This is a genomic window from Peiella sedimenti (assembly GCF_030504955.1).
Taxonomy (GTDB): Bacteria; Pseudomonadota; Alphaproteobacteria; order Caulobacterales; family Caulobacteraceae; genus Brevundimonas; species Brevundimonas sedimenti.
Genome location: NZ_JAUKTR010000001.1, coordinates 582870 through 604930 on the forward strand (window position 1 = coordinate 582870; position 22061 = coordinate 604930).

23 protein-coding genes are annotated in these 22061 nt (G+C 68.8%); 14 read left to right on the forward strand and 9 right to left on the reverse strand.

The genetic code is table 11. From position 1 onward, the window contains the following. Nucleotides 1-17 precede the first annotated feature (17 nt). Both Q0812_RS03035 and Q0812_RS03040 read right to left on the reverse strand, forming a co-directional pair. Nucleotides 18-560: a GNAT family N-acetyltransferase gene (locus tag Q0812_RS03035; RefSeq protein WP_302108812.1), complete on the reverse strand. Its 543-nt coding sequence runs from the start codon at nt 558-560 to the stop codon at nt 18-20. Continuing rightward, nucleotides 557-2629 (reverse strand): S9 family peptidase, encoded by a 2073-nt coding sequence (locus Q0812_RS03040; protein WP_302108813.1) that lies wholly within the window; start codon nt 2627-2629, stop codon nt 557-559. Before Q0812_RS03040 ends, Q0812_RS03035 begins: the two co-directional genes overlap by 4 nt. Before the next feature lie 74 nt (nt 2630-2703). Between Q0812_RS03040 and Q0812_RS03045 the strand changes: the two genes are divergently transcribed. Continuing rightward, a complete protein-coding gene (locus tag Q0812_RS03045) occupies nt 2704-3504 on the forward strand; it encodes a trypsin-like serine peptidase (protein WP_302108814.1) in 801 nt (266 codons plus the stop codon). Here Q0812_RS03045 and Q0812_RS03050 read toward each other — a convergent pair. Continuing rightward, complete coding sequence (locus Q0812_RS03050; protein WP_302108815.1) at nt 3470-5206, reverse strand: acyl-CoA dehydrogenase family protein; 1737 nt, start codon at nt 5204-5206, stop codon at nt 3470-3472. The two genes, Q0812_RS03045 and Q0812_RS03050, sit on opposite strands and share 35 nt — an antisense overlap. 271 nt (nt 5207-5477) lie before the next feature. Here Q0812_RS03050 and Q0812_RS03055 point away from each other — a divergent pair, with 271 nt between their 5' ends. The 7 genes from Q0812_RS03055 to tdh all read left to right on the forward strand — a co-directional run bounded on the left by Q0812_RS03055 (nt 5478) and on the right by tdh (nt 10794). After that, on the forward strand, nt 5478-6038 hold the full coding sequence (locus Q0812_RS03055; protein WP_302108816.1) for a cytochrome b: 561 nt from the start codon (nt 5478-5480) through the stop codon (nt 6036-6038). Next, nucleotides 6035-6949 carry an L-threonylcarbamoyladenylate synthase gene (locus tag Q0812_RS03060; RefSeq protein ID WP_302108817.1) on the forward strand — a complete coding sequence of 305 codons (915 nt, stop codon included), beginning with the start codon at nt 6035-6037 and terminating at the stop codon, nt 6947-6949. Before Q0812_RS03055 ends, Q0812_RS03060 begins: the two co-directional genes overlap by 4 nt. Before the next feature lie 10 nt (nt 6950-6959). Continuing rightward, nucleotides 6960-7574 (forward strand): RNA polymerase sigma factor, encoded by a 615-nt coding sequence (locus Q0812_RS03065; protein ID WP_302108818.1) that lies wholly within the window; start codon nt 6960-6962, stop codon nt 7572-7574. Beyond that, a complete protein-coding gene (locus Q0812_RS03070) occupies nt 7571-7945 on the forward strand; it encodes a VOC family protein (RefSeq protein ID WP_302108819.1) in 375 nt (124 codons plus the stop codon). The genes Q0812_RS03065 and Q0812_RS03070 overlap by 4 nt, the downstream gene beginning before the upstream one ends. 311 nt (nt 7946-8256) lie before the next feature. Next, a complete protein-coding gene (locus Q0812_RS03075) occupies nt 8257-9447 on the forward strand; it encodes a glycine C-acetyltransferase (protein WP_302108820.1) in 1191 nt (396 codons plus the stop codon). Further along, nucleotides 9447-9737 carry a hypothetical protein gene (locus Q0812_RS03080; protein ID WP_302108821.1) on the forward strand — a complete coding sequence of 97 codons (291 nt, stop codon included), beginning with the start codon at nt 9447-9449 and terminating at the stop codon, nt 9735-9737. Before Q0812_RS03075 ends, Q0812_RS03080 begins: the two co-directional genes overlap by 1 nt. Before the next feature lie 4 nt (nt 9738-9741). After that, nucleotides 9742-10794: an L-threonine 3-dehydrogenase gene (tdh, locus tag Q0812_RS03085; RefSeq protein WP_302108822.1), complete on the forward strand. Its 1053-nt coding sequence runs from the start codon at nt 9742-9744 to the stop codon at nt 10792-10794. Between the two features lie 7 nt (nt 10795-10801). Here the strand turns inward: tdh and Q0812_RS03090 are convergent, their stop codons facing one another. From Q0812_RS03090 to Q0812_RS03100, 3 genes are read right to left on the reverse strand one after another with little or no spacing between them, the layout of a single operon-like run. Then, entirely contained in the window at nt 10802-11362 is a 561-nt protein-coding gene (locus Q0812_RS03090; RefSeq protein WP_302108823.1) for an SOS response-associated peptidase family protein, read from the reverse strand. A 53-nt stretch (nt 11363-11415) separates the two neighbouring features. After that, nucleotides 11416-11802, reverse strand: coding sequence for a hypothetical protein (locus Q0812_RS03095; RefSeq protein ID WP_302108824.1), 387 nt, complete (start codon nt 11800-11802; stop codon nt 11416-11418). 53 nt (nt 11803-11855) lie between these two features. Continuing rightward, nucleotides 11856-12899 (reverse strand): DNA topoisomerase IB, encoded by a 1044-nt coding sequence (locus Q0812_RS03100; protein ID WP_302108825.1) that lies wholly within the window; start codon nt 12897-12899, stop codon nt 11856-11858. 96 nt (nt 12900-12995) lie between these two features. Between Q0812_RS03100 and rlmJ the strand changes: the two genes are divergently transcribed. Further along, nucleotides 12996-13817 (forward strand): 23S rRNA (adenine(2030)-N(6))-methyltransferase RlmJ, encoded by an 822-nt coding sequence (gene rlmJ, locus Q0812_RS03105; RefSeq protein ID WP_302108826.1) that lies wholly within the window; start codon nt 12996-12998, stop codon nt 13815-13817. 123 nt (nt 13818-13940) lie between these two features. Here the strand turns inward: rlmJ and Q0812_RS03110 are convergent, their stop codons facing one another. After that, nucleotides 13941-14882 (reverse strand): endonuclease/exonuclease/phosphatase family protein, encoded by a 942-nt coding sequence (locus tag Q0812_RS03110; protein ID WP_302108827.1) that lies wholly within the window; start codon nt 14880-14882, stop codon nt 13941-13943. A 95-nt stretch (nt 14883-14977) separates the two neighbouring features. On the opposite strand from Q0812_RS03110, the gene Q0812_RS03115 reads away from it, so the two are divergent. Further along, nucleotides 14978-15436: a DUF4112 domain-containing protein gene (locus Q0812_RS03115; RefSeq protein WP_302108828.1), complete on the forward strand. Its 459-nt coding sequence runs from the start codon at nt 14978-14980 to the stop codon at nt 15434-15436. 77 nt (nt 15437-15513) lie between these two features. Next, complete coding sequence (ppdK, locus tag Q0812_RS03120; protein WP_302108829.1) at nt 15514-18198, forward strand: pyruvate, phosphate dikinase; 2685 nt, start codon at nt 15514-15516, stop codon at nt 18196-18198. Here the strand turns inward: ppdK and Q0812_RS03125 are convergent. Then, nucleotides 18195-19595: an FAD-binding oxidoreductase gene (locus Q0812_RS03125; RefSeq protein WP_302108830.1), complete on the reverse strand. Its 1401-nt coding sequence runs from the start codon at nt 19593-19595 to the stop codon at nt 18195-18197. The two genes, ppdK and Q0812_RS03125, sit on opposite strands and share 4 nt — an antisense overlap. Before the next feature lie 44 nt (nt 19596-19639). Here Q0812_RS03125 and Q0812_RS03130 point away from each other — a divergent pair, with 44 nt between their 5' ends. The 3 genes from Q0812_RS03130 (at nt 19640) to Q0812_RS03140 (ending at nt 21604) form a co-directional block, all read left to right on the forward strand. After that, nucleotides 19640-20047, forward strand: a complete 408-nt coding sequence (locus Q0812_RS03130; protein WP_302108831.1) for an NUDIX hydrolase — start codon at nt 19640-19642, stop codon at nt 20045-20047. 75 nt (nt 20048-20122) lie between these two features. Beyond that, nucleotides 20123-21142, forward strand: a complete 1020-nt coding sequence (locus tag Q0812_RS03135; RefSeq protein ID WP_302108832.1) for an SPFH domain-containing protein — start codon at nt 20123-20125, stop codon at nt 21140-21142. Between the two features lie 6 nt (nt 21143-21148). Then, on the forward strand, nt 21149-21604 hold the full coding sequence (locus tag Q0812_RS03140; protein ID WP_302108833.1) for an NfeD family protein: 456 nt from the start codon (nt 21149-21151) through the stop codon (nt 21602-21604). On the opposite strand, the gene rnhA is transcribed toward Q0812_RS03140, so the two are convergent. Further along, entirely contained in the window at nt 21601-22050 is a 450-nt protein-coding gene (gene rnhA, locus Q0812_RS03145; RefSeq protein ID WP_302108834.1) for a ribonuclease HI, read from the reverse strand. The genes Q0812_RS03140 and rnhA overlap by 4 nt on opposite strands. Nucleotides 22051-22061: the final 11 nt, after the last annotated feature.

Sequence of the window (22061 nt, forward strand, 5' to 3'; positions counted from 1 at the left end):
GGCGGGGCGACGGAGGTTCAGAGTGTCAGTCCCTCGCTAGCCGGCGCCGCTCCGGCCGGGTTCAAATCCAGCTGCATCAGGGTGACGTCCAGCCAACGGCCGAACTTCCAGCCCACCTGCCGGTAGACGCCCGCCAGCTCGAAGCCGAGCGCGCGGTGCAGGCCGATGGAGGCGTCCGAGCTTGCGCTCTGGCTGATGGCGCCGATCAGGTGGCGAAGGCCCGCCACGCGGGCGTGGTCGATCAGGGCCTGTAGCAGCGCGCGCCCGACGCCCCGTCCCTGCGCATCGGCGGCCACGTAGATGGAGACCTCGACCGCATAGCGGTAGGCGGCCCGGGGCCGGAACGGCGACAGATAGGCATAGCCGGCGAAGGCGCCGTCCACCTCGGCCACCAGCCAGGGGAGCCCCTTGTCCTGAACGGCGCGCCAGCGGGCCAGCATGTCCTCGACCGACGGCGGCGTCTCTTCGAAGGTGGCCGTGCCCTCGAGCACTTCGCGCCCATAGAGAGCGGCGACGGCGGGGAAGTCGGCCTCATGCGCCGGGCGAAGGCGCGGGCTCATTGGTCCAACGCCCAGATGGCGAAGGCGTAGTCGTGGGCGATCTCCTTGAGGAAGTCGAAGCGGCCTGACGCGCCGCCGTGGCCGGCCTCCATGTTCATCTTCAGGAGGATGGGATTGCCCGAGGTGCTGGCCGGGCGCAGGCGCGCCACCCACTTGGCCGGCTCCCAGTAGGTCACGCGCGGGTCTGACAGCCCGCCCGTGGCCAGGATGGGCGGATAGGGCTGGGGCCGGATGTTGTCATAGGGGCTGTAGGCGGCGATCCAGTCATAGGCGGCGGGGTCCTCCAGCGGATTGCCCCACTCGGGCCATTCGGGGGGCGTGAGCGGCAGGGAGGCGTCGCTCATGGTGTTCAGCACATCCACGAACGGCACCTGGCCGATGACCGCGCCCCACAGGTCGGGCCGCAGGTTGGCCACCGCGCCCATGAGCAGGCCGCCGGCCGAGCCGCCCATGGCCACGATGCGGCCGGGACGGGTATAGCCCTGCTGGATCAGGTGTTCGGCGCAGGCGATGAAGTCGGTGAAGGTGCGGGCCTTGGTCTGCTTGCGGGCCGCTGTGAACCAGCCCCAGCCCTTGTCGGCGCCGCCGCGGATGTGGGCGATGGCGTAGATGAAGCCGCGGTCCACCAGCGACAGGCGGCTGGTCGAAAAGCCGGCGGGCATGGACAGGCCGTACGAGCCATAGCCGTAGAGCAGCACCGGCGCCGAGCCGTCGACGGGCGTCTCCTTGCGCCGAAGCAGGGAGATTGGCACCCGCGCGCCGTCATCGGCGGTGGCGTAGAGCCGCTCGACCACATAGTCCGCCGGATCATGGCCCGACGGCACCTCCTGCACCTTGCGCAAGGTCCGCTCGCGCGAGGCCATGTCGTAGTCGAAGGTCTGGGTCGGGGTGGACGGCGAGTTGTAGGCGTAGCGGGTCGTCGTCGTGGCGAACTCCGAGGCCCCGATCAGCGACAGGGCGAAGGCCGGCTCGTCCACGGCGATGGCGTGCTCCTGGCCCGCGCGCTCACGGATGACGATGCGGGTGTTGGCGTCGGTGCGCTCCTGCCGGGCCAGGTGATCCCGGGTCAGGTCGAAGGCCTCGATGAAGCGGCCGGGCGTATGCGGGACCAGGTCGCGCCAGTTGGCGCGCTGAGGCGCGTCGGTCGGCGCCGTGACGATCTTGAAATCTATGGCCTCGTCGGCGTTGGTGCGGATGACCCAGCGGTCGCCCCAGTGGTCGGCCTGGTACTGGACGCCTGTCTGGCGCGGTTCCAGCACCTGGGGGGCGGCCTGGGGGTCGGCGGCCGGAATGAAGCGCGCCTCGGACGTCTCGTGATCGCCCGAGCCGATGACTACGAACGCGTCGTCGGCGCTGCGCCCGACGGACAGGAACATGCCGGGGTCAGGCTCCTTGTAGACCTCGGCGATCGGGCCGCCTTCGACCGCGCGGCGCAGGATCTTGTCCCCGCGTCCGTGGTCGTCCCGGTTGATCCAGAACAGGTAGCGGCTGCACGGCGAGAAGGTCAGGGCGCCCGTGGCTGAGCCGATGGTCTCGCCCATCTGTTCGCCGGTCTTGAGGTCGCGCACGACGATCTCGTGAACCTCGGACCCTTGGCTGTCCTCGCTGTAGGCGAACAGGCGGTGGTCAGGACTGTGGGCGGCGGCCGAAACCTCGGAATAGGCCTTGCCCTTGGCCAGTTCGTTGGCGTCCAGCAGCACCTGTTCGGGACCGCCGCCTCGCGGCCGGCGGCAGTGGCGCGGATGCTGGTCGCCGGTCTCGAAGCGGACATAGTATTCCCACGGGCCGTCGGGAGCGGGGACGGAGGAATCGTCCTCCTTGATGCGGCCCTTCATCTCCTCGAACAGCGTCTTCTGGAGTGGCAGGGTGGCGGCCATCATCGCCTCGCGGTAGGCGTTCTCGGCGTCGAGATAGGCCTTGATGTCCGGGCGTATGGCGGCGGGATCGCGCAGAACCGCCTGCCAGTTCTCATCCTTCAGCCAGCGATAGTCGTCCGTGCGCGCGCGGCCCAGCTGTTCGAGGGTCTGGGGGCGTTTCTCGGCGACGGGCGGCTGCGGGCGTTCGGACATGACGATTCCCTTGTTTGGCGGGCGGACCTTGTGGCGGCGGGCGGGGGCCGTCAAATAGCGCAAGGGAGGTTCCCATGTTCCAGGCGCTTGTGGTTTCGGCCGCGCTGCAGACCCAGGCCCCGGCCGAGGCCAGTTTCGTCGAGCGCATGATCGCCGCGACGGTGCAGTTGGATCAGCCGAACGGCGACGAAACACGGACGGTCGGCACGGGATTCCTCATCTATGCGCCCCGCCCGGACGGGACGCCGCGGGTCGTGCTGGTCACGGCGGCCCACGTCTTGGAGCAGATGAGCGGCGATGAGGTACGCATCGGCTGGCGGGGCCAGCTGGCCGGCGGGGCATGGCGCTATGAGCCGGAGTCGATTCCCATCCGGCAGGCGGCTACCGGCCAGAACTATTTTGTGCGCCATCCTCAGCGTGACGTGGCCGTACTCGAGGTGACGGCGCCCTTCGCCTTCGAACGCGCGGCGATTCCCCTGGCCTGGATGGCGGATGAGCGCGGGCTACTGCCCTGGGGGGTCCGGCCCGGCAGTGAGATGGCCACCCTCGGCTTCCCGAGGGGGCTGTCCGCGAACCAGGCGGGTTTTCCGATCCTGAGGACAGGCCACGTGGCCTCGTGGCCGCTGGACCCTGTGGAGGCGTTCCCGACCTTCCTGCTGGACGTGCCGGTCTTTCCGGGCAACTCCGGTGGGCCGGTCTTCGCCAGCACCCCTGCCGGACCGCTGGTGGTGGGGGTGCTGACCAAGACGGTGGAGCTGAATAGCGAGCGGCTGGGCATCGGCGTGGGCATCCACGCCGTCTATGTGCGTGAAGCGATCAGTCTGTTGGACGCGCCGCAGGTCAGCGCGCCAGCGCCGTCCGATCCAGCGACCTGAGCGCGGCTTCGCCCTGGCGCACGGCGCCCAGCCGTCCCGGCGCGGCGTCGAGGAGGTTGCGGGCGTAGACCTCGTAGAGAGCCCGGCGGCGCTCGACCTGCTCGCCCAACCTTTCGGCGGCGCGGACCCCGCGCGCCAGCATCCAGCCGCCCAGGGCGTCGCCCATCAGGTTGAGGAAGGGTACGGCGCCCGCCAGGGCGTCGGCCTGACGATCCGTTCCTTGCGCCTCGAGCAGCCAGGCCGCGCCGGTCTCGACCGCGTCGAGGGCGGCGAACAGGGCAGGGTCGGCCCAGCCCGTCAGATCAGCTCGCGCTTCGGCCAGCAGATCGCGCAGGGCCTCGCCGCCGTCGCCGGCCAGCTTGCGGCCGATCAGGTCCAGGGCCTGGACGCCGTTCGTGCCCTCATAAATCGGCGCGATCCGGGCGTCGCGATAATGCTGGGCCGCGCCGGTTTCTTCGATGAAGCCCATGCCGCCATGCACTTGCAGAGCTTGCGACGCGACCTCGACGCCCATGTCGGTGGACCACGCCTTGGCCACCGGAGTCAGCAGCGCCTGTCGCGCCGCCCAGCGGGGCCGCTCAGCCTCAGGCCCGGAACGCGCCAGGTCGCCGGCCACGGCGCAGGACAGGCAGATGCCCCTGGCCGCCTCGATACGGGCGCGGCCCACCGCCAGCATGCGGCGCACGTCGGGATGGTCCAGGATGGGGGCGTCGGCTTCGCCGCTCCAGGCGGACCGGCCCTGGCGGCGGTCCTCGGCGTAGGCGACGGCGCCCTGGAGCGCGCGTTCGGCGATGGCCACGCCTTCGACGCCCACGGCCAGGCGCGCGGCGTTCATCATCACGAACATGTGGGCCAAGCCCTTGTTGGGCTCGCCGACCAGCTCGGCCTCGGCGCCCTCATAGGCCATGACGCAGGTGGGCGAGGCGTGGATGCCCAGCTTGTGCTCGACGCTGACGGGGTGAAAGGCGTTGCGCTCGCCCAGCGAGCCGTCGGAGTTCAGCAGATACTTGGGCGCCAGGAACAGGCTGATGCCTTTGGGGCCGGGCGGGGCGTCGGGCAGACGCGCCAGCACCATATGGACGATGTTGGGCGTCATGTCGTGATCGCCCCAGGTGATGAAAATCTTCTGGCCGGTCAGCCGGTAGCGGCCATCGCCGATCGGCTCCGCGGTGGTGCGGATTTGGCCGAGATCCGTGCCGGCCTGTGGCTCGGTCAGGACCATGGCGCCGGTCCATTCACCCGAGACCAGCTTGGGCAGATAGACGCCCTTCTGCGCCTCCGAGCCGACGGTTTCCAGGGCCTCGATGGCCGCCAGAGACAGCATGGGACAGAGCCCGAAGGCCATGTTGGCGGCGTGAAAGGTCTCGAAACAGGCCTGCTCCAGAGCCTTGGGCAGGCCCTGGCCGCCCCATTCGGTGGAGGCCGCCAGACCCATCCAGCCGCCTTCGATGAAACGGTCATAGGCGTTCTTGAAGCCCGGCGCGGGGGTGACGTCCTTGCCGTCGCAGCGGGCGCCGGTCTGGTCCCCCGTCCGGTTCAGCGCGGCCAGCACCTCGTCAGCGGTCTGACCGGCCGCCTCTATGACGGCGGCGGCGAGATCGCCGTCCAGATCGGGCCACGCCCCTGTCTCGATCAGTCGCTCCCCCCCGGCGATGTGCAGGAAGGAAAAGGTCAGGTCTTCGATGGGCGCGCGAAAGGTCATGCCGACCTGATTGAGCGAAGGCGCGGGGCTTAGCAAGGCGCCGCTAGGTCAGCCTAGGCGGTGAATTTTACGCTCTCGTGGAGCGTTCGAGCGGGCCGTGATGGACCGCCTCGATGTTGTCGCCGTCCGGGTCGAAGGCGCGGAGAACTTCCATGGGCCCTCCATCGGCCGGGGTTCGAAACGCGCCGAGGTCCGGAACGGTCGCAAGGGCGCTTGGCGTTGCCCGCACCTTGGGTCAGACTTGCCGCCGAAGGAGCAGGAGGAGGACGCCATGGCCCGGCCCGATGAGGTGAACGGACGCTATTCGGCGGTGTCGTTGACTCTGCACTGGCTGATCGCGGCGCTGGTGGTAGGTCAGGTGCTGCTGATCATGGCGCATGACGGCGTAAGCGGCAGCGATCCAGACCCGTGGATGCCGCTGCACAAGGCGAACGGCATAATGATCCTGTTGCTGACCGTTGTGCGGATCGGCTGGCGGCTGGCGCACCCGGCCATACCCCTGCCTGACCATCTGCCCCGCTGGCAGAAGCTGATCGCGCGGGGCACTCATGTGGGCTTCTACCTTGTGCTAATCGCCATGCCGCTAGGGGGCTGGCTGGCCATGTCCTTCTTCGGGCGGCCCATCGACATGTACGGTATCTTTGATTGGCCGACTTTGCCGGTCGAGACGTCGCGCGACGCCGGCCGCAGCGTGATCGACCTGCACGAGATGCTGGCCAAGGCGCTGTACGTGCTGATCGCGGCCCACGTGGCCGGCGCGCTGAAGCATCACTTCATCAACAAGGATAACGTCGCCCGGCGCATGCTGCCCTTTCTGCCGCGCCGTCCATGAGCGATGTGGCGCGGGCCGCCGAGGCCCTGAGGGCCGGACGGCTGGTCATCCTGCCCACCGAGACGGTCTATGGACTGGCCGCCGACGCGGGAAACGCCGAGGCCGTGGCGATGATCTACGAAGCCAAGGGAAGGCCCAGCTTCAATCCACTGATCGCGCACGTCTTTGATGTTGTGGAGGCGCGGCGCGTCGCGGCGTTCGATGAGCGGGCTGAACGGCTGGCCGAGGCCTTCTGGCCGGGGCCGCTGACCCTGGTGCTGCCGGTGCGAACGGACGGAGGCGTCTGTGATCTGGCGCGGGCCGGGCTGGATACGGTGGCCGTTCGCGTCCCCGCCCACCCGGTCGCGCGACAGGTGCTGGAGGCGTTCGGAGGGCCGATCGTCGCGCCGTCGGCCAACCGCTCAGGACGGCCCAGTCCCACGACCTTCGCCGACGCCTTGGCCGAGACCGGCTTGGCTGCCGCCGCAGCGCTGGACGGCGGTCCGTGCGAGGTGGGGTTGGAATCGACGGTGGTCAGCCTCCTGGACCGGCCCCGGCTGCTGAGACCCGGTGCGGTGACGCGGGATCAGATCGAGGGCCTGATCGGCCCCCTCTCTGAGGCTGAAGCGGACGCAAGACGCTCGCCGGGGCGTCTTGCCGCCCACTACGCGCCGGATGCCCCGGTGCGCATCAATGTTGAGCGCCCGGCTGTGGACGAAGCTTTCATCGCTTTTGGCGACACCCCGGTGGCGACGCCGTTCAACCTCAGCCCATCGGGCGACCTCAAGGAGGCGGCGGCGCGCCTGTTCACCCTGCTTCGCCAAGCGGACGCCACGCGTCCCGCCTGCATTGCGGTGGCGCCTGTGCCTGATGAGGGATTAGGGGAGGCCATCAACGACCGCCTGCGCCGGGCCGCCGGCGCGGTGGGGTAGGCGAGGGCGAATGACGCCGCAGGCCTATGACGCCCTCAAACGCACGGCCCGCCGCGTGGCGCGGGCGGACGAGGCGGACGACCTGGTGCAGACGGCGCTGGAGATCGCATTGGCGCGGGGGCGTGATCCCGCCGACGCCGCCAATCTGTCGTGGCTGAAGGGCGTCGTGCGCGTTCAGGCCAGGGCAACAGGCCGTGCGGCCGGGCGCAGGCGTGCGGGGGAAGCCGAAGCCGCGGCCCTGACCCCCGAGCAGGCGCAACCCGGGCCGGACCTGGCCAAGCCCGCGCCGCTGCTGGAAGGCTTGCCGCCTGCGTTGCGAAGGACGGCGGTGCTGGCCCTGTCGGGGTTCACCCGGGACGAGCTGCGCCACGTGCTGGGAATCAGCGACGCGGCCCTGCGTCGCCGGCTGTCGGACTTGCGCCTGCGTCTGGACGGCGAGTCGCCTCCCGAGCCGGAGCCGTCGGACCTGCAGCTTGGCCGCCTGCGCCAGGCGCTGCTGAAGCCGGTGAAGCATCAGGGCGGGCTGGGCGCCCACGACCCTGACGGACACCTTTTCGCGGTCGTGCTCACAAATCAGCGCCGCCGAACCACCAGGGACGCCGCCAACAGAGGAGATACGGCATGATCCCCAATCCACGCGTCGGCGCGGTGGTCTTCATGGTGAAGGACATCGAGCGCAGCCACGCCTTTTATCGCGACGCCTTCGGCCTCAACCTGGAACGCCTGCCGGGCGAGGACGGCGGAACCTGGCTGATGGGCAAGGCCGGCGAAATCAGCGTCATCTGCTTCGAGGGTGAGGCCCAGCCGGGCCAGTCGCCCATCGTGGTGTTCGAGTTGCAGGACGGCGGCATCGACTCCGTCGCCGAGGCCCTGGCCGGAAAGGGGGTGCAGGTGGTCACGCCCGTGAGCGAAGCCCCGGGCGGCTTTTCCTTTGATTTCGCGGATCCTGACGGCCACGTCTGGAGCTGCTGGCAGTCCCAGGAAAAGCCGCGCTAACGCTCGGAAATGATGCATCCCGGCCCGGCCGATTGCACAGAGGATCTGCGGGGACCAGTCGGCCGACGCCACCGCGGGGGGCGGAAAGGCGGTCCGGCAAGGGCGGGGCGCGAGGTCGCCAGGATGATGCACGCGCCCCAAACCTTTCCGGGCCGGGATGCGTGCCTATTCGGCCAAGCTGACGCGCCCGCCGCAACCCGATTGCGCCGGATGGGCCGGAGGGGGCGGCGGAGCGGTGGAAACGCCGCCCAGAGGTGGCGCAGCGCCGCTGAAAGTCGTAACTCGTCGCCGCCGAAAGAGGAGCTCGCCCCTTGCCCGACGCATTTCACGCCCGCATCACCGCCGAACTGGCCGATATCGACGCGCAAGGGCTCACCAAGCCGGAGCGTGTGATCCAGTCTCGCCAGGGTCCCGAAATCCAGGTGGGCGGCCGGCGCGTGCTGAACTTCTGCGCCAACAACTATCTCGGCCTGGCGGGGGACGAGCGTGTCGTGCAGGCGGGGATCGCCGCCCAGGAACGCTGGGGCGCCGGCACCGCGTCGGTCCGCTTCATCTGCGGCACGCTGGAGATCCACAAGGAGCTGGAGCACGCCATCGCCGATTATCTCGGCTTTGAGGACACGATCCTGTTCGCCGCCGCCTTCGACGCCAACGGCGGCATCTTCGAGCCCCTGTTCGGGGCCGAGGACGCCATCGTCTCGGACAGCCTGAACCACGCCTCGATCATCGACGGCGTCCGGCTGTGCAAGGCCAAGCGCTATCGCTTCGCCAACTCGGACATGGCCGACCTGGAGGCCCAGCTGAAGCAGGCCCGGGCCGACGGCGCGCGCGACATCATCATCGCCACCGACGGCGCCTTCTCCATGGACGGCTACATCGCCAAGCTGGGCGAGGTCCGCGCCCTGGCCGACAAGTATGACGCGCTGATCATGGTGGACGACTGCCACGCCACGGGCTTCCTGGGTCCGCAAGGCAAGGGCTCGTTCGCTCACTGTGGGGTCAAGGTCGACTTCGTCACCGGCACCTTCGGCAAGGCGCTGGGCGGGGCCATGGGCGGCTTCATCTGCGCCACGAAGGATGTGGTGGCCCTGCTGAAACAGCGGGCGCGACCCTACCTGTTCTCGAACGCCCTGGCGCCGGCGGTCTGCGGCTCGTCCATGGAGGCGATCCGCATCGCTTCGGGCGAGGAGGGCGACAAGCTGCGCAGCCAGCTCTTCGCCAACGCCGAACGCTTCCGCGGCAAGATGGCCGAGGCGGGCTTCAACCTGCTGCCGGGCGAGCACCCCATCATCCCGGTCATGCTGGGCGACGCCAAGCTGGCCCAGGACATGGCCGCGCGGATGCTGGAGCTGGGCGTCTATGTGATCGGCTTCTCCTTCCCGGTCGTACCCCGGGGCGCCGCGCGCATCCGCACCCAGATGTCGGCGGCCCACACCTTTGACCAGATCGATGAGGCCGTTGAGGCGTTCATCAAGGCCGGACTGGAACTCGGCGTGATCTAATGAAGGCGCTGAAACGCTTCGCAGGCTCTTTCGTCGCTTATGACGAGTCCAACGCGGCGTTCCTTGAGCGTTTGGCGGCGAAAGATTGGGCCGCCATCGGAGTCTATCGCTGGAACGGGCGATATAAAGGCCACCTTATTGGGCGGTTCGGCTCTCGCGCAGAGGCTGAACGTGCGACTTATTCCGCGTTCGCCGATCCGCCTTGGCCGAGGCGTTACGAAATGCCGGTGAGAGAACTATTGAACCGGCAAGCGCACTTTGAAGTGCTGTCGAGCGTAGGATTGGGATGAAGCAATGACCGACACCATGAAGGCCCTGGCCAAGACCAAGCCCGCCGAGGGGCTGGACCTGATCGAAGCGCCCGTGCCGACCCCGGGGCCCGAGGATGTGCTGATCAAGGTCAAGAAGACCGCCGTCTGCGGCACTGACATCCACATCTGGAACTGGGACGAGTGGTCCCAGAAGAACGTGCCGGTGCCCATGATCACCGGCCATGAGTTCTCCGGCGAGATCGTGCAGATCGGCAAGGACGTGGATCGCCGCCTGAAGGTCGGTCAGCGCGTCTCGGCCGAGGGCCACGTCATCGACCTGAACTCTGAAGCCGCCCGGGCCGGGCACTTCCACCTGGACCCCGACACGCGCGGCATCGGCGTGAACCGCCAGGGCGCCTTCGCCGAGTATGTAGTGGCCCCGGCCTTCAACGTGATCGAGCTGCCCGACGATGTGCCCTACGAGATCGGGGCCATCCTCGATCCCTTCGGCAACGCCGTGCACACGGCCCAGCAGTTCGACCTGCTGGGCGAGGACGTGCTGGTCACCGGCGCCGGGCCCATCGGCATCATGGCCGCGGCCGTGGCGCGCCACGCCGGCGCGCGCACCGTGGTCCTGACGGATATCAACGACTTCCGGCTGGAGCTGGCCCAGAAGGTCGCTCCGGGCGTCCGCACTGTGAACACGGCGAAGGAAGACCTGCACGACGTCATGAAGGAGCAGGGCCTGAAGGTGGGCTTCGACGTGGCGCTGGAGATGTCGGGGTCGCCCATCGCCTTCAACCAGTGCGTGGACACACTGATCATGGGGGGCGGCATGGCGCTGCTGGGCATTCCGGCCCGGCCCATGGAGACCGACTGGGGCAAGATCATCCTCAAGGCCCTGACCATCAAGGGCGTCTACGGCCGCGAGATGTTCACCACCTGGCGCAAGATGCTGGGCCTGCTGAAGGCGGGGCTGGATCTGCAGCCCCTGATCACCCACAAGATGGCCTTCACCGACTATCGCCAGGGCTTCGAGGCCATGAAGTCGGGCAAGTCGGGCAAGGTGGTCCTGGACTGGACGAACGCGGCCTGATCCTGCCTTACGGCCAGGCCTGCGCAACCGACAGGCTTCCGGCCGGGAGCGGCCTCAGAAGTTCGGCCTGGGACCTGGACAGATACAGCCAGTCCGGGCCCTGGGCGGTCGGCAGCACGACGATCTGGCGGTCGTGATAGGGCGCCACGTCGGGACCGGGGGACGTGGTCAGCATGGTGAAGCTCTCGCCGCGGACCAGGCCTGCGATCCAGAAGGTCTCTTCGCCGTTCATCGAGAACAGCCACTTCGTCTTGCGCTTTTCACCGGCGGGCGGAGCCGTGAACTCATAAAAGCCGGCCGCGGGGATCAGGCAGCGGCGGCTGCCCTCGAACGAGCGTCCCTCGGAGCGGAAGTTGAACACCGGCCGCCCCTGGGGCGACTTCCAGGCCCACGGCCGCATGACCAGCGCCGCGCCTTCTGGCGCGTTCAGCAGGACCGGCGCGCGATCACCGATCCTGACCTCCATGGCCTCAGGCAGGTTCGGCTTGCCTTCCGGATAGATCAGGCCGCCCCGGAACAGATCGGCGATGTTGTCCCGAGGCGGCTTGAAGACGTAGTTGTTGCACACGCTGGCGCTCTCCCGAACGGGGGAGGCGAGGCTACATCAGCCGAGGCGCAGCGTCAGGCCGCTTGAGTCTTCGAGCCCGTGGCGCGGAAGACGATGACCGCGAAGATCACCATCGATAGGGCCACGATGATGCCGGACACCCCCAGGATCGGCGCGGCCTGCGTGTGGCCCGAGAGGTAGAGCGCAAGGCTCGCCACCATCACGATCACACCCAGCACATTGATCCAGAAATGGGCCGCCGCCAGCTTGGTCGCCGCCGCCACCGGAAAGGCGCGGTAGAACAGGCCGTAAAGCAGCATCGACACCCAGCCCAGAAGGTTGATGTGCGCGTGCACCGGCGACAGGGTGAAGTCCCCCGCCTTGCCCATCCAGACGCCCAGCGTCATGCCGATCAGCGCGGCGATGACGCCCAGGCGGAAGAACCAGTTCGATATAGTCATTTGCGAAAGCCCCCCTCCGGCCGAACGGAGGTTGCTCGCCTGTCCGTGTGCGGTCAAGCCTGGGCGGCGGGGGGCGACAGAACCTTGATCAGAGCCCGTTCGAAAGCTTTAGCGTCAGGGCCGGGCAGGCTGTTCGGCAGTTCGCCCGACTCGAACAGTTCGAACACCCGCGGGTGGACATAGGAGCTTCGGCAGACGGTCGGCGTATTGCCGAGCAGGCCCGAGACGGCCTTTACGCACACCGTGACCTTCCGCTTTGCGTCGGTGGGCGATGTGGGCGCTTCCATCTCACGCAGGGCCCGCGCCGCCGAGACCGTGCCGGCCCAGGTGCGAAAGTCCTTGGCGGAGAACTCTTCGCCCATCGCCTTGCGGATGTAGGCGTTGACATCGTCCGAGGTGACAGGAACGAGGACGCCTTCCTCGTCGCGGTACTTGAAGACCTGCTGACCCGGTAGTTCCTGAAGGGCGCGGAGCAGCCGGGCCAGACGGCGGTCGCGCACGGAGATCTCGTGCGCCTTGCCGCTCTTGCCGCGGAAGTGGAAGCGCAGGGCGGCGCCGTCCACTTCGATGTGGCGCTTGTGCAGGGTGGTCAGGCCATAGCTGCGGTTCTGCCGCGCGTACGCCTTGTTGCCGACGCGGATGAGCGTGATCTCGAGCAGTCGCACGGTGGTGGCCAGCACCTTGTCCCGAGTGACGCCACGCCGGGCAAGATCCGTCTCGACCTGACGGCGGAGGCGGGGCAGGGCGCGGGCGAAGTCGGCCATGCGGCTGAACTTGTCCTCGGCCCGGTGGCTGCTCCAGGCGTCATGGTAGCGGTACTGCTTGCGGCCCTTCTGGTCGCGGCCGGTCGCCTGGATGTGGCCGTTGGCTCGCGGGCAGATCCAGACGTCGGTCCAGGCCGGCGGAATGGCGAGGGACCGGATGCGCGCGAGGGTCTTTTCGTCGGTGACGCGGGCGCCGTTGGCGTCGATGTAGGCGAAACCCTTGCCCGCCCGTCGGCGGCGGATGCCTGACCCCTCGTCCGTGCACCAGGTCAGCCCCGGCGGCGCGGGCAGCGGCGCCTGGGTCTGGGCAAGTGGCGCGGCGCCGTCGGCCATGGACGAACTCCAACAGGGATGGAGCCGATCAACGGGGGGAAATGACGCCGGTTCCGTCGCTTGACCCGGCTGCGGCGGCAGGCCACGCAAGGCGCCATGAACTACCGCCACGCCTATCATGCCGGAAACTTCGCCGATCTGGTCAAGCACGCGGTGCTGCTGGATCTGCTGGCGCGCCTACAGGGCGCGCCAGCGCCCCTGAAGGTGATCGACACTCACGCCGGGGCGGGCCTGTATCGGCTGGACGATCCGCGCGCGGTGCGTTCGAAGGAGGCTGAAGCAGGCGTAACGCGGCTGATGGCCGAAGGCGCGTCTGACGCGCTGATCTCCTTGGCCGAAGCGGTGCGGAGTTTCAATGAAGGGGAGACGGTGGCGGTCTATCCGGGCTCTCCGGCGCTCATCGCCTCGCGGCTGCGATCCCAGGACGGTTATCTCGGGCTGGAGATGAACCCGGAGGTGCAGCCCCTGCTGGACGAGGCGTTGAAGCCCTGGTCGAGGGCTACGTCGCGGCTGGCCGACGGCTATGAGACCGCGCCGGTGGAGGCTGCTGGAACAGAGGGGCGGGCCTTCATACTGATCGATCCCCCGTATGAGCGATCCGATGACTATGCACGGGCAGCGGCCTGCGTCGCGCAGGTGCTGAAGGTGCGGCCGCAGGCCAGCCTGGCGATCTGGACCCCCCTGAAAGATCTCGAGACCTTTGACGGTTTCATGCGGCGGCTGCAGGCGGCGCGGGTGCGGGCTCTCGCGGTCGAGGCGCGGCTGAAACCCCTGACTGACCCGATGAAGATGAACGGCTGCGCCATGGTGCTGATCAATCCGCCCGAGGGGGCGCCGCGACAGGCGCTGCGCATCGCCGAGGCGGTGGTGGCGGCGCTGGGCGGGCCCGCCGGCATGGCCAAGGGCTGGAGCGTCTAAACCGAAATCGGTTGAGTTGGACGCAGTCCCGCGAGGCTCAGATTTCGATCCAGAGTCGAAGCGAAAGCCTGATTCACGGCAGCGCGGGGACGGCGAAGCGACGCCACCTTGGCCGATCAGGTTCTAGCGGCGAGCCAGGCCGATCACGATGGGTCGATGGTCCGACCCGGTGGGCGCGCCGAGGCTGCGGCGAGTCACCGCCAGCTCCTGGGAGACCAGGGCGTTGTCGATGCTGATGCGCAGCGGCGCGGGCAAGGGCGCGGGCCAGGTGCCCCAGACGGCGGGCGCGACGGTCAGGCCGGTTTCTGATTCGAGGCTGCTCAGCACGCGTCCATGGGGCACGGCGTTGAAGTCGCCCACCAGAACCAGCGGACCCTCCACGGCCTCGATCCGGCGCGCCAGCTGGCGACTCTGCCAGATCTGGCCCCCATGCATGACGAAGGGCCACGGGCGGGTGAGGTGCGCGCCCAGGACCGTCACGGGGCCGGAGGGAAGATCGATCACCGCGCCGACGACCGACAGGCCGTCGGAAGGCCCGCGGAGGGGGCGCATCGGGTGGCGGGAGGCGATCAGCGACCGCGCCGCGCCGCTGGGCCGGTCCACGCGCGGGATCGATACACGGTGAGGATAGCCTGCGAGCAGCTGATCCAGCTGCTCGGCCTGGGCGTCGCCCAGCTCAATCAGCACAACGATGTCGGCGTCGGCCGCCTGCACCGAGGCCTGGGCCGCCGCCGTATCCTCATTCCGCGCCCAGAGGTTGGCCATGTAGACCGTGAAGTCCGCCGGCCTGTCCGAGATATCGCCGCGCCAAGCGGGCAGCAGGGCCGTGGTCAACAGACCGACGGCGACGGTCGCCAGCACCAGGGGCGCGGCCGCCCGACGCCAGAGCGCCAGCAGAAGCACGACGCCCGATCCCGCCAGCAGCGGCATGGCCAGAATGTCGGCCAGCATTTCGAGGCGGCCCAGAGCCCTGAGATGCGCCGCCAGCCCGATGGCCGCGAGGGTCAGGGCGGCCAGGGTCAGGACCAGGCCGAACAGCAGGGAGGGGAGCGAACGAGAACGCATGCGGCTTGCTCTGGGCGGCCTTTGCGGGGTCAATGGAGCGGGAACGGTGGACGGCGCGTTAAGCTCGGCGTCAAGCCTGACTGTGGGAGCCCTGCATGGCCGCGCGATCGATCCAGGAGCTGGAAGCGGTCTGGAAAAACCTGGAGGGCGTCAAGCGCATGTCCGACCGAGTGGTCGGCGTCGGCCCGTTTGGCATCGGCCTGGACGGCCTTCTGACATGGGTGCCGTGGGCGGGCGATCTCTATACGGTCGGCATGGGGGGCTGGCTTTTGACTCAGTCCGTCAGGGCCAAGGCGGCCCCGGCCACCGTCCTGCGCATGGCGGCCTACCTCGCTGCGGACACCGCCACGGCGGTGGTGCCGTTCCTTGGCGCAGTGGTCGACACACTGTTCCCCGGACACCTGATGGCGGCCAAGGCGCTGCAAAAGGACATCGAGTCCACCCACTGGGTCGAGATGAGCGAACGTGATGCGCGCGATCGAGGTCTGTTCGAGCAGCATAGCCATGAAGCGAGGGCGCAGAAGAAGCGCCGGGTCGTCTATCTGGGCGGCTGACCTTTTCGCCGCGATGCAACATGGCGTGCCCGCCCGCGTTCGGCTAAACCCCGCCGCATAGCCAGACGGAGCATTCCATGACCTCGACACGGTGGGTGTACGGATTCGGCGGCGGCGGCGCGGACGGCGACGCCTCGATGAAGAACCTGCTGGGCGGCAAGGGCGCGAACCTCGCCGAGATGTCGTCGCTGGGCCTGCCCGTCCCGCCGGGCTTCACCATCACCACCGAGGCCTGCAACCGCTACTATGCCGACGGCCGCCAGTATCCCGCCGACCTGGCGGAACAGGTGCGCGCCGCCATGGCCGAGGTGGAGAAGGTCACCGACAAGCGCTTCGGCGACCCCGCGAATCCGCTGCTGGTTTCCGTGCGCTCAGGCGCGCGCGCGTCCATGCCCGGCATGATGGATACGGTTCTGAACCTGGGGCTGAACGACCAAACGGTCGAGGGCCTGGCCAGCCTTTCCGGCGACCGCCGCTTCGCCTTCGACAGCTATCGCCGCTTCATCCAGATGTACTCGAACGTGGTCCTGGGTCTGAGCCACGATCTGTTTGAGGAGATACTCGACGATCACAAGGAACGCCTGGGCGTTGAGCTGGACACCGAGCTGGAGGCCGGCGACTGGGAGCGCGTGGTCGCCGCCTTCAAACAGGCTGTGGAGCAGGCGCAGGGCGAGCCTTTCCCCCAGGAGGCTGAGGCGCAGCTGTGGGGCGCCATCGGCGCCGTCTTCGCCAGCTGGATGAACGAGCGGGCCAAGTTCTACCGGCGCATGCACGACATTCCCGAGAGCTGGGGCACCGCCGTGAACGTCCAGTCCATGGTGTTCGGCAACATGGGCGAGACCTCGGCCACGGGCGTCGCCTTCACGCGCAATCCCTCGACCGGGGAGGCGCGGCTTTACGGCGAGTTTCTGATCAACGCGCAGGGCGAGGACGTGGTCGCCGGGATCCGCACGCCCCAGGCCCTGACCCGCGCGGGCCGTGAAGAGATGGGCGACTCGGAGCCCTCCATGGAGGAGGCGCTGCCCAAGGTCTTTGGCCAGTTCGTCGAGACGGTCGAAACGCTGGAACGGCACTACCGCGACATGCAGGACGTGGAGTTCACGGTCGAGCGCGGACGACTCTGGATGCTGCAGACCCGCAACGGCAAGCGCACCGCCAAGGCGGCGCTGAAGATCGCGGTGGACATGGCGCGTGAGGGCCTCATCAGCGAGGACGAGGCGGTCATGCGGGTCGAGCCTCAGGCGCTGGATCAACTGCTGCATCCCATGCTCGATCCCACGGCGCCGCGCGACGTGATCGCCAAGGGTCTGCCCGCATCGCCGGGCGCGGCCACGGGCCAGGTGGTGTTCGACTCCGACGAGGCCGAGCGGCTGGGCAAGCTCGGCACGCCGGTGATCCTGGTGCGCGAGGAGACCAGCCCTGAGGACATTCACGGCATGCATGCGGCCCGCGGCATCGTCACCGCGCGCGGCGGCATGACCAGCCACGCGGCCGTAGTGGCGCGCGGCATGGGCCGCCCCTGCGTATCGGGCGCCGGCGGGGTTCACATTGATCTGGCCACCGGCCTGTTCAAGGCGGGCGGTCGCGAAGTGAAGGCCGGAGAGACCATCACCATCGACGGCTCGTCCGGCGAGGTCATGGCCGGCGCCGTCCCGACCATCGAGCCCGAGATGAGCGGCGACTTCGCCACCCTGATGGGCTGGGCCGACCGAGCCCGGCGGCTGCGCGTGCGCGCCAACGCCGAGACGCCCCTGGACGCCCGAACGGCGCGCGGTTTCGGCGCCGAGGGCATCGGCCTGTGCCGCACCGAGCACATGTTCTTCGAGGACAGCCGCATCGCCGCCGTGCGCGAGATGATCCTGGCCGACGACGAGGCGGGGCGGCGCGCGGCCCTGGCCAAGATCGAACCCTTCCAGAAGGGCGACTTCACCGAGCTGTTCGAGATCATGGCCGGCCTGCCGGTCACCATCCGTCTGCTGGACCCGCCGCTGCACGAGTTCCTGCCGCACGGCGACGCCGAAATCGAGGCGTTGGCGAGGGCGTCAGGCCTGGACGCCGCCAAGCTGAAGCGGCGCGCGCGCGACCTGGCCGAAAGCAATCCCATGCTGGGCCATCGCGGCTGCCGCCTGGGCGTGGCCTATCCCGAAATCTACGAGATGCAGGTGCGCGCCATCCTGGAAGCGGCGATTGAGGTGAAGGGCCGCACGGGCGATGCACCCTTGGTGGAGATCATGCACCCCCTGGTCGGCGCCGGGCGCGAGATGAAGTTCCTGCGCGAGCTGACCGACCGCACCGCCGAAGATGTGTTCGCCCAAGCCGGCGACCGCGTCGATTATTTGGTCGGGGCGATGATCGAGCTGCCCCGGGCCGCCATTCGGGCCGGCGACCTGGCCGAGGCGGGCGCCGAGTTCTTCAGCTTCGGCACCAACGACCTGACCCAGACGACCTTCGGCATCAGCCGCGACGACGCCGGGCGCTTCCTCGGCGCCTACTTGGACGCCGGGGTCTACGAGAATGATCCCTTCGTGCGTCTGGACCAGGAAGGCGTGGGCGAACTGGTGCGCATGGGCGTGGAGCGCGCCCGGGCCACGAAGCCCGGGATCAAGATGGGCATCTGCGGCGAGCACGGCGGCGACCCGTCGTCCATCGGCTTCTGCGAGATCGTCGGGCTGGACTACGTCTCCTGCTCGCCCTATCGCACGCCCATCGCCCGGCTGGCGGCGGCGCAGGCCGCGCTCGGCGGGGCCGAGAAGGACCGCTAGAAAAGTACGCCGGGGTTCATCAGGCGTCGGGGATCGAGCGCGGCGCGGACGGCGCGTTGCAGGTCCAGTTCGACCGGATCCTTGTATCGGGCGGCCTCGGCCGTTTTCAGGCGTCCCAGCCCATGCTCGGCGCTGATGGAGCCGCTCAGCTGATCGGCGATGTCGTGGATGCGGCGCGAGCCCTCTTCGCGCGCCGCCTCGAAGGCGGCCCGGTCGCCGCCACTGGGCATGAGCACGTCGAAGTGGATGTTGCCGTCGCCGACATGGCCGAAGGCGCTGACCCGCGCGCCCGTGCAGGTGGATTCGGCCGCCGCCGTAGCCTGGTCGATGAAGGCGGCCACCTGGGACACGGGCACGGACACGTCGTGCTTCCAGCCAGGACCTTCGGGTTTTTGTCCCGCCGACTGCTCCTCGCGCAGGCGCCAGAAGGCGGCGGCCTGGGCGGCGTTCTGGGCGATGGCGGCGTCAAGGATCAGGCGCTCAGACAGGGCGCGCTCAAGCACGCGGGGAAGGGCCGCCTCCGCCGCGCCGGGCTCTCCCGAAGCCAGTTCCAGAAGGACGTACCAGGGGGAGGGCCGGTCCAGCGGCTCGCGCGTGTCGGGGATGTGCTGCAGCACGAGCTCGATGCCGATGCGCTTCATCAGCTCGAAGGCGTCGACGCCGCCGCCCGTCTCAGACTTGGCGAGGGCCAAAAGCCGGATGGCCGCCTCAGGGTCGTTCAGGCCGACCATCGCCGTGGCCCGGCTGCGCATTACCGGAAACAGCTTGAGGGTGGCGGCCGTCACGACACCGAGCGTGCCCTCCGCGCCGATGAACAGCTGCTTGAGGTCATAGCCGGTGTTGTTCTTGCGCAGGGCCCTCAGCCCCTTGAACACGCGCCCGTCCGGCAACACCGCCTCGATGCCCAGCACCAGATCGCGCATGACGCCATAGCGCAGCACCGCCGTGCCGCCGGCATTGGTCGAGATGACTCCGCCGACGGTGGCCGTTCCCTCGGCCGCAAGGGACAGGGGAAACAGTCGCTCTACCTCCGCCGCCGCCTGCTGCGCCTGGAGCAGGGTCACGCCTGACTCCACCGTCAGGGCGTCGTCCAGCGGCGACACCTGGCGCACGGCCGTCAACCGTTCTGTGGACAGAAGCACTTCGCCCAGGGGGATCTGGCCGCCGACGAGCCCCGTGTTCCCGCCCTGGGTCGTGATCGGCAGGCCCAGTTCCGCGCATGCCCTGACGCACGCCGACACCTCGGCCGTGTTGCGCGGCAGCAGCATGATCGGCGTCTCGCCCCGCCAGCGCCCGCGCCATTCGGACAGGCGCGGGGCGATGCGGTCCGCGTCCTCGGTCCAGACGGCCTCGGGCAGGACGGCCTTGAGGGCCGCGATGGGGGAGGGGCGCTCCATCGTGCGACGATAGCCACAGCCGCGGCGCTGCGATAGGCGAGGGCATGCATCAAGCCCGGCCCATCCCCTGCGTCGGCGTCGTCTGCTTTCGCGGCGACGAGGTGCTGCTGATCCGAAGAGGCTCGCCCCCACGCCTGGGCGAGTGGAGCCTGCCGGGCGGGCGAATCGAGCCGGACGAACGGCTGCATGACGCGGCCCTGCGCGAACTGCGTGAGGAGACCGGCGTCGATGCCGAAATCGTGGGGCTGGTCGATGTGGTCGATGGCCTCTTCCCGCCGCGACACTACGTCCTGATCGACTACGCCGCGCGCTGGCTCGCGGGTGAGCCGCGTCCTGGCGACGATGCGGCCGAAGCCCGGTTCTTCCCCCTAGATGCGGCGCTGAAAGCCGTGGCCTGGGCTGAAACACGGCGGGTTATCCGCGCCGCGGGCCAGCTGCTGAAATCGGCATAAGGCCGTCCGGTTTCGCTGGCGGGCCTCGTATGGCCGCGCTAGCCTGTCAGGTGACTTCCCGGCTTGGAGACTTCGATGAGCTATTTCGGCATCGCCATTCTGGTCCTGGCGCTGATCGTGGTCTTTTCGACCATCAAGATCGTGCCGCAGGGCCGTGAATTCACGGTGGAACGCTTCGGCAAGTACACACGCACCCTGACGCCCGGCATCCATTTCCTGACGCCCTTCATCGAGCGCATCGGCCGGCGCATGAACATGATGGAGCAGGTGCTGGACGTGCCCCAGCAGGAGGTCATCACCAAGGACAACGCCACGGTGAAGGTGGACGGCATCGTCTTCATCCAGGTGATGGACGCCGCCGCCGCGGCCTACCGGGTCGACAACTTGACCTACGCCATCGCCCAGCTGTGCATGACCAACCTGCGTACCGTGGTCGGCTCGATGGACCTCGACGAGGTGCTGAGCCAGCGTGACGCGATCAACAGCCGTCTGCTGACGGTCATCGACGCGGCGACCGAGCCGTGGGGCGTGAAAGCCAACCGCATCGAAATAAAGGATCTGCAGCCCCCCGCCGACATCACCAACGCCATGGCGCGTCAGATGAAGGCCGAGCGTGAGCGCCGCGCCGTCATCACCGAGGCGGACGGCGAGAAGCAGGCCGCCATCGCCCGCGCCGAGGGCTCCAAGCAGTCGGCCATCCTCGAGGCCGAAGGCCGCAAGGAGGCCGCCTTCCGCGACGCCGAGGCGCGCGAACGCGAAGCCGAGGCCGAGGCCCGCGCCACGGCCATGGTGTCCGAAGCCATCGCCAAGGGCGACGTGAACGCCATCAACTACTTCGTCGCCCAGAAGTATGTGGAGGCCTTCGCCGAACTGGCCCGCAGCCCCCAGCAGAAGACGGTCATCGTGCCGTCCGAGATGGGCGCCCTGGTCGGGACCATCGCGGGCGTCGGCGAGCTGGTCGGCCTGGCCAAGGAGCAGCAGACCGCCCGGACGGATCGCCGCGCCGAAGCGGCCCAGGCGGCGCGTGCATCGTCCGCGCCGCCTCCCGTTCAGCAGCGCCCCCGCCGCGGCGGCGCCGTTCCGACGACGGAGTAGGCGGCCATGGACGCCATAGTCGCCATATATCAGTCGCAACCCTTCTGGATCTGGCTGGCCATCGGCGCGCTGATTCTGGCGGTGGAGGCGGCGGCCGGCACGGAGTGGCTGTTGTGGCCGGCGGTCGCCGCCGTGGTCGTGGCCGGGCTGACCGCCATGGGCCTCGGCGGCAACCCGCTGATCGAGATCGTCATCTTCGCCGTGCTGACGCTGGCCTTCACCTTCGTCTCACGCAAGCTGGTCAAGCAGGTGAATCCGGAAGCGGCCGATATCAATGACCGCGGCGTGCGCCTGATCGGCCAAAGGGCGCAGGTGGTCGAACCCTTCGTCGGTGGCCGTGGCCGGGTGTTCGTCTCGGGCTCCGAGTGGCCGGCGGACCTGGAGGGCGAGGCTCCCGGCGAAGGCCAGGCCGTCGTCGTTGAAGCGGTGGCCGGTCCCCGGCTGAAAGTGCGGGCGGCCTAGCGGGGCCCTCGCCCTATCACCTCATCGCACCCGCGATTGGCCAGGGCGTCAGCGCGTTCGTTCAGCTCGTGGCCCACGTGGCCCTTCACCCAGCGCCAGTGAACCTGATGGCGCAGGCGCGCTTCATCGAGGCGCCGCCACAGATCGTCGTTCTTGACGGGCTTCTTTTCGGCCGTCTTCCAGCCGCGCGCCTTCCAGCCGCCGATCCACTCGGTGATCCCCTTCATGACGTAGGTGGAGTCCGTGTGCAGCTCGACCTCGCAGGGCTGTTTCAGCGCCTCCAGCGCCTGGATGGCGGCCATCAGCTCCATGCGGTTGTTGGTGGTCTGGGCCTCGCCGCCCCACAGCTCCTTCTCGTGTCCCGACCATTGCAGCAGGGCGCCCCAGCCGCCGGGACCGGGATTGCCGCGGCAGGCGCCGTCGGTGTGAATCAGGACGTGCTTCAAGGACGTTCTCG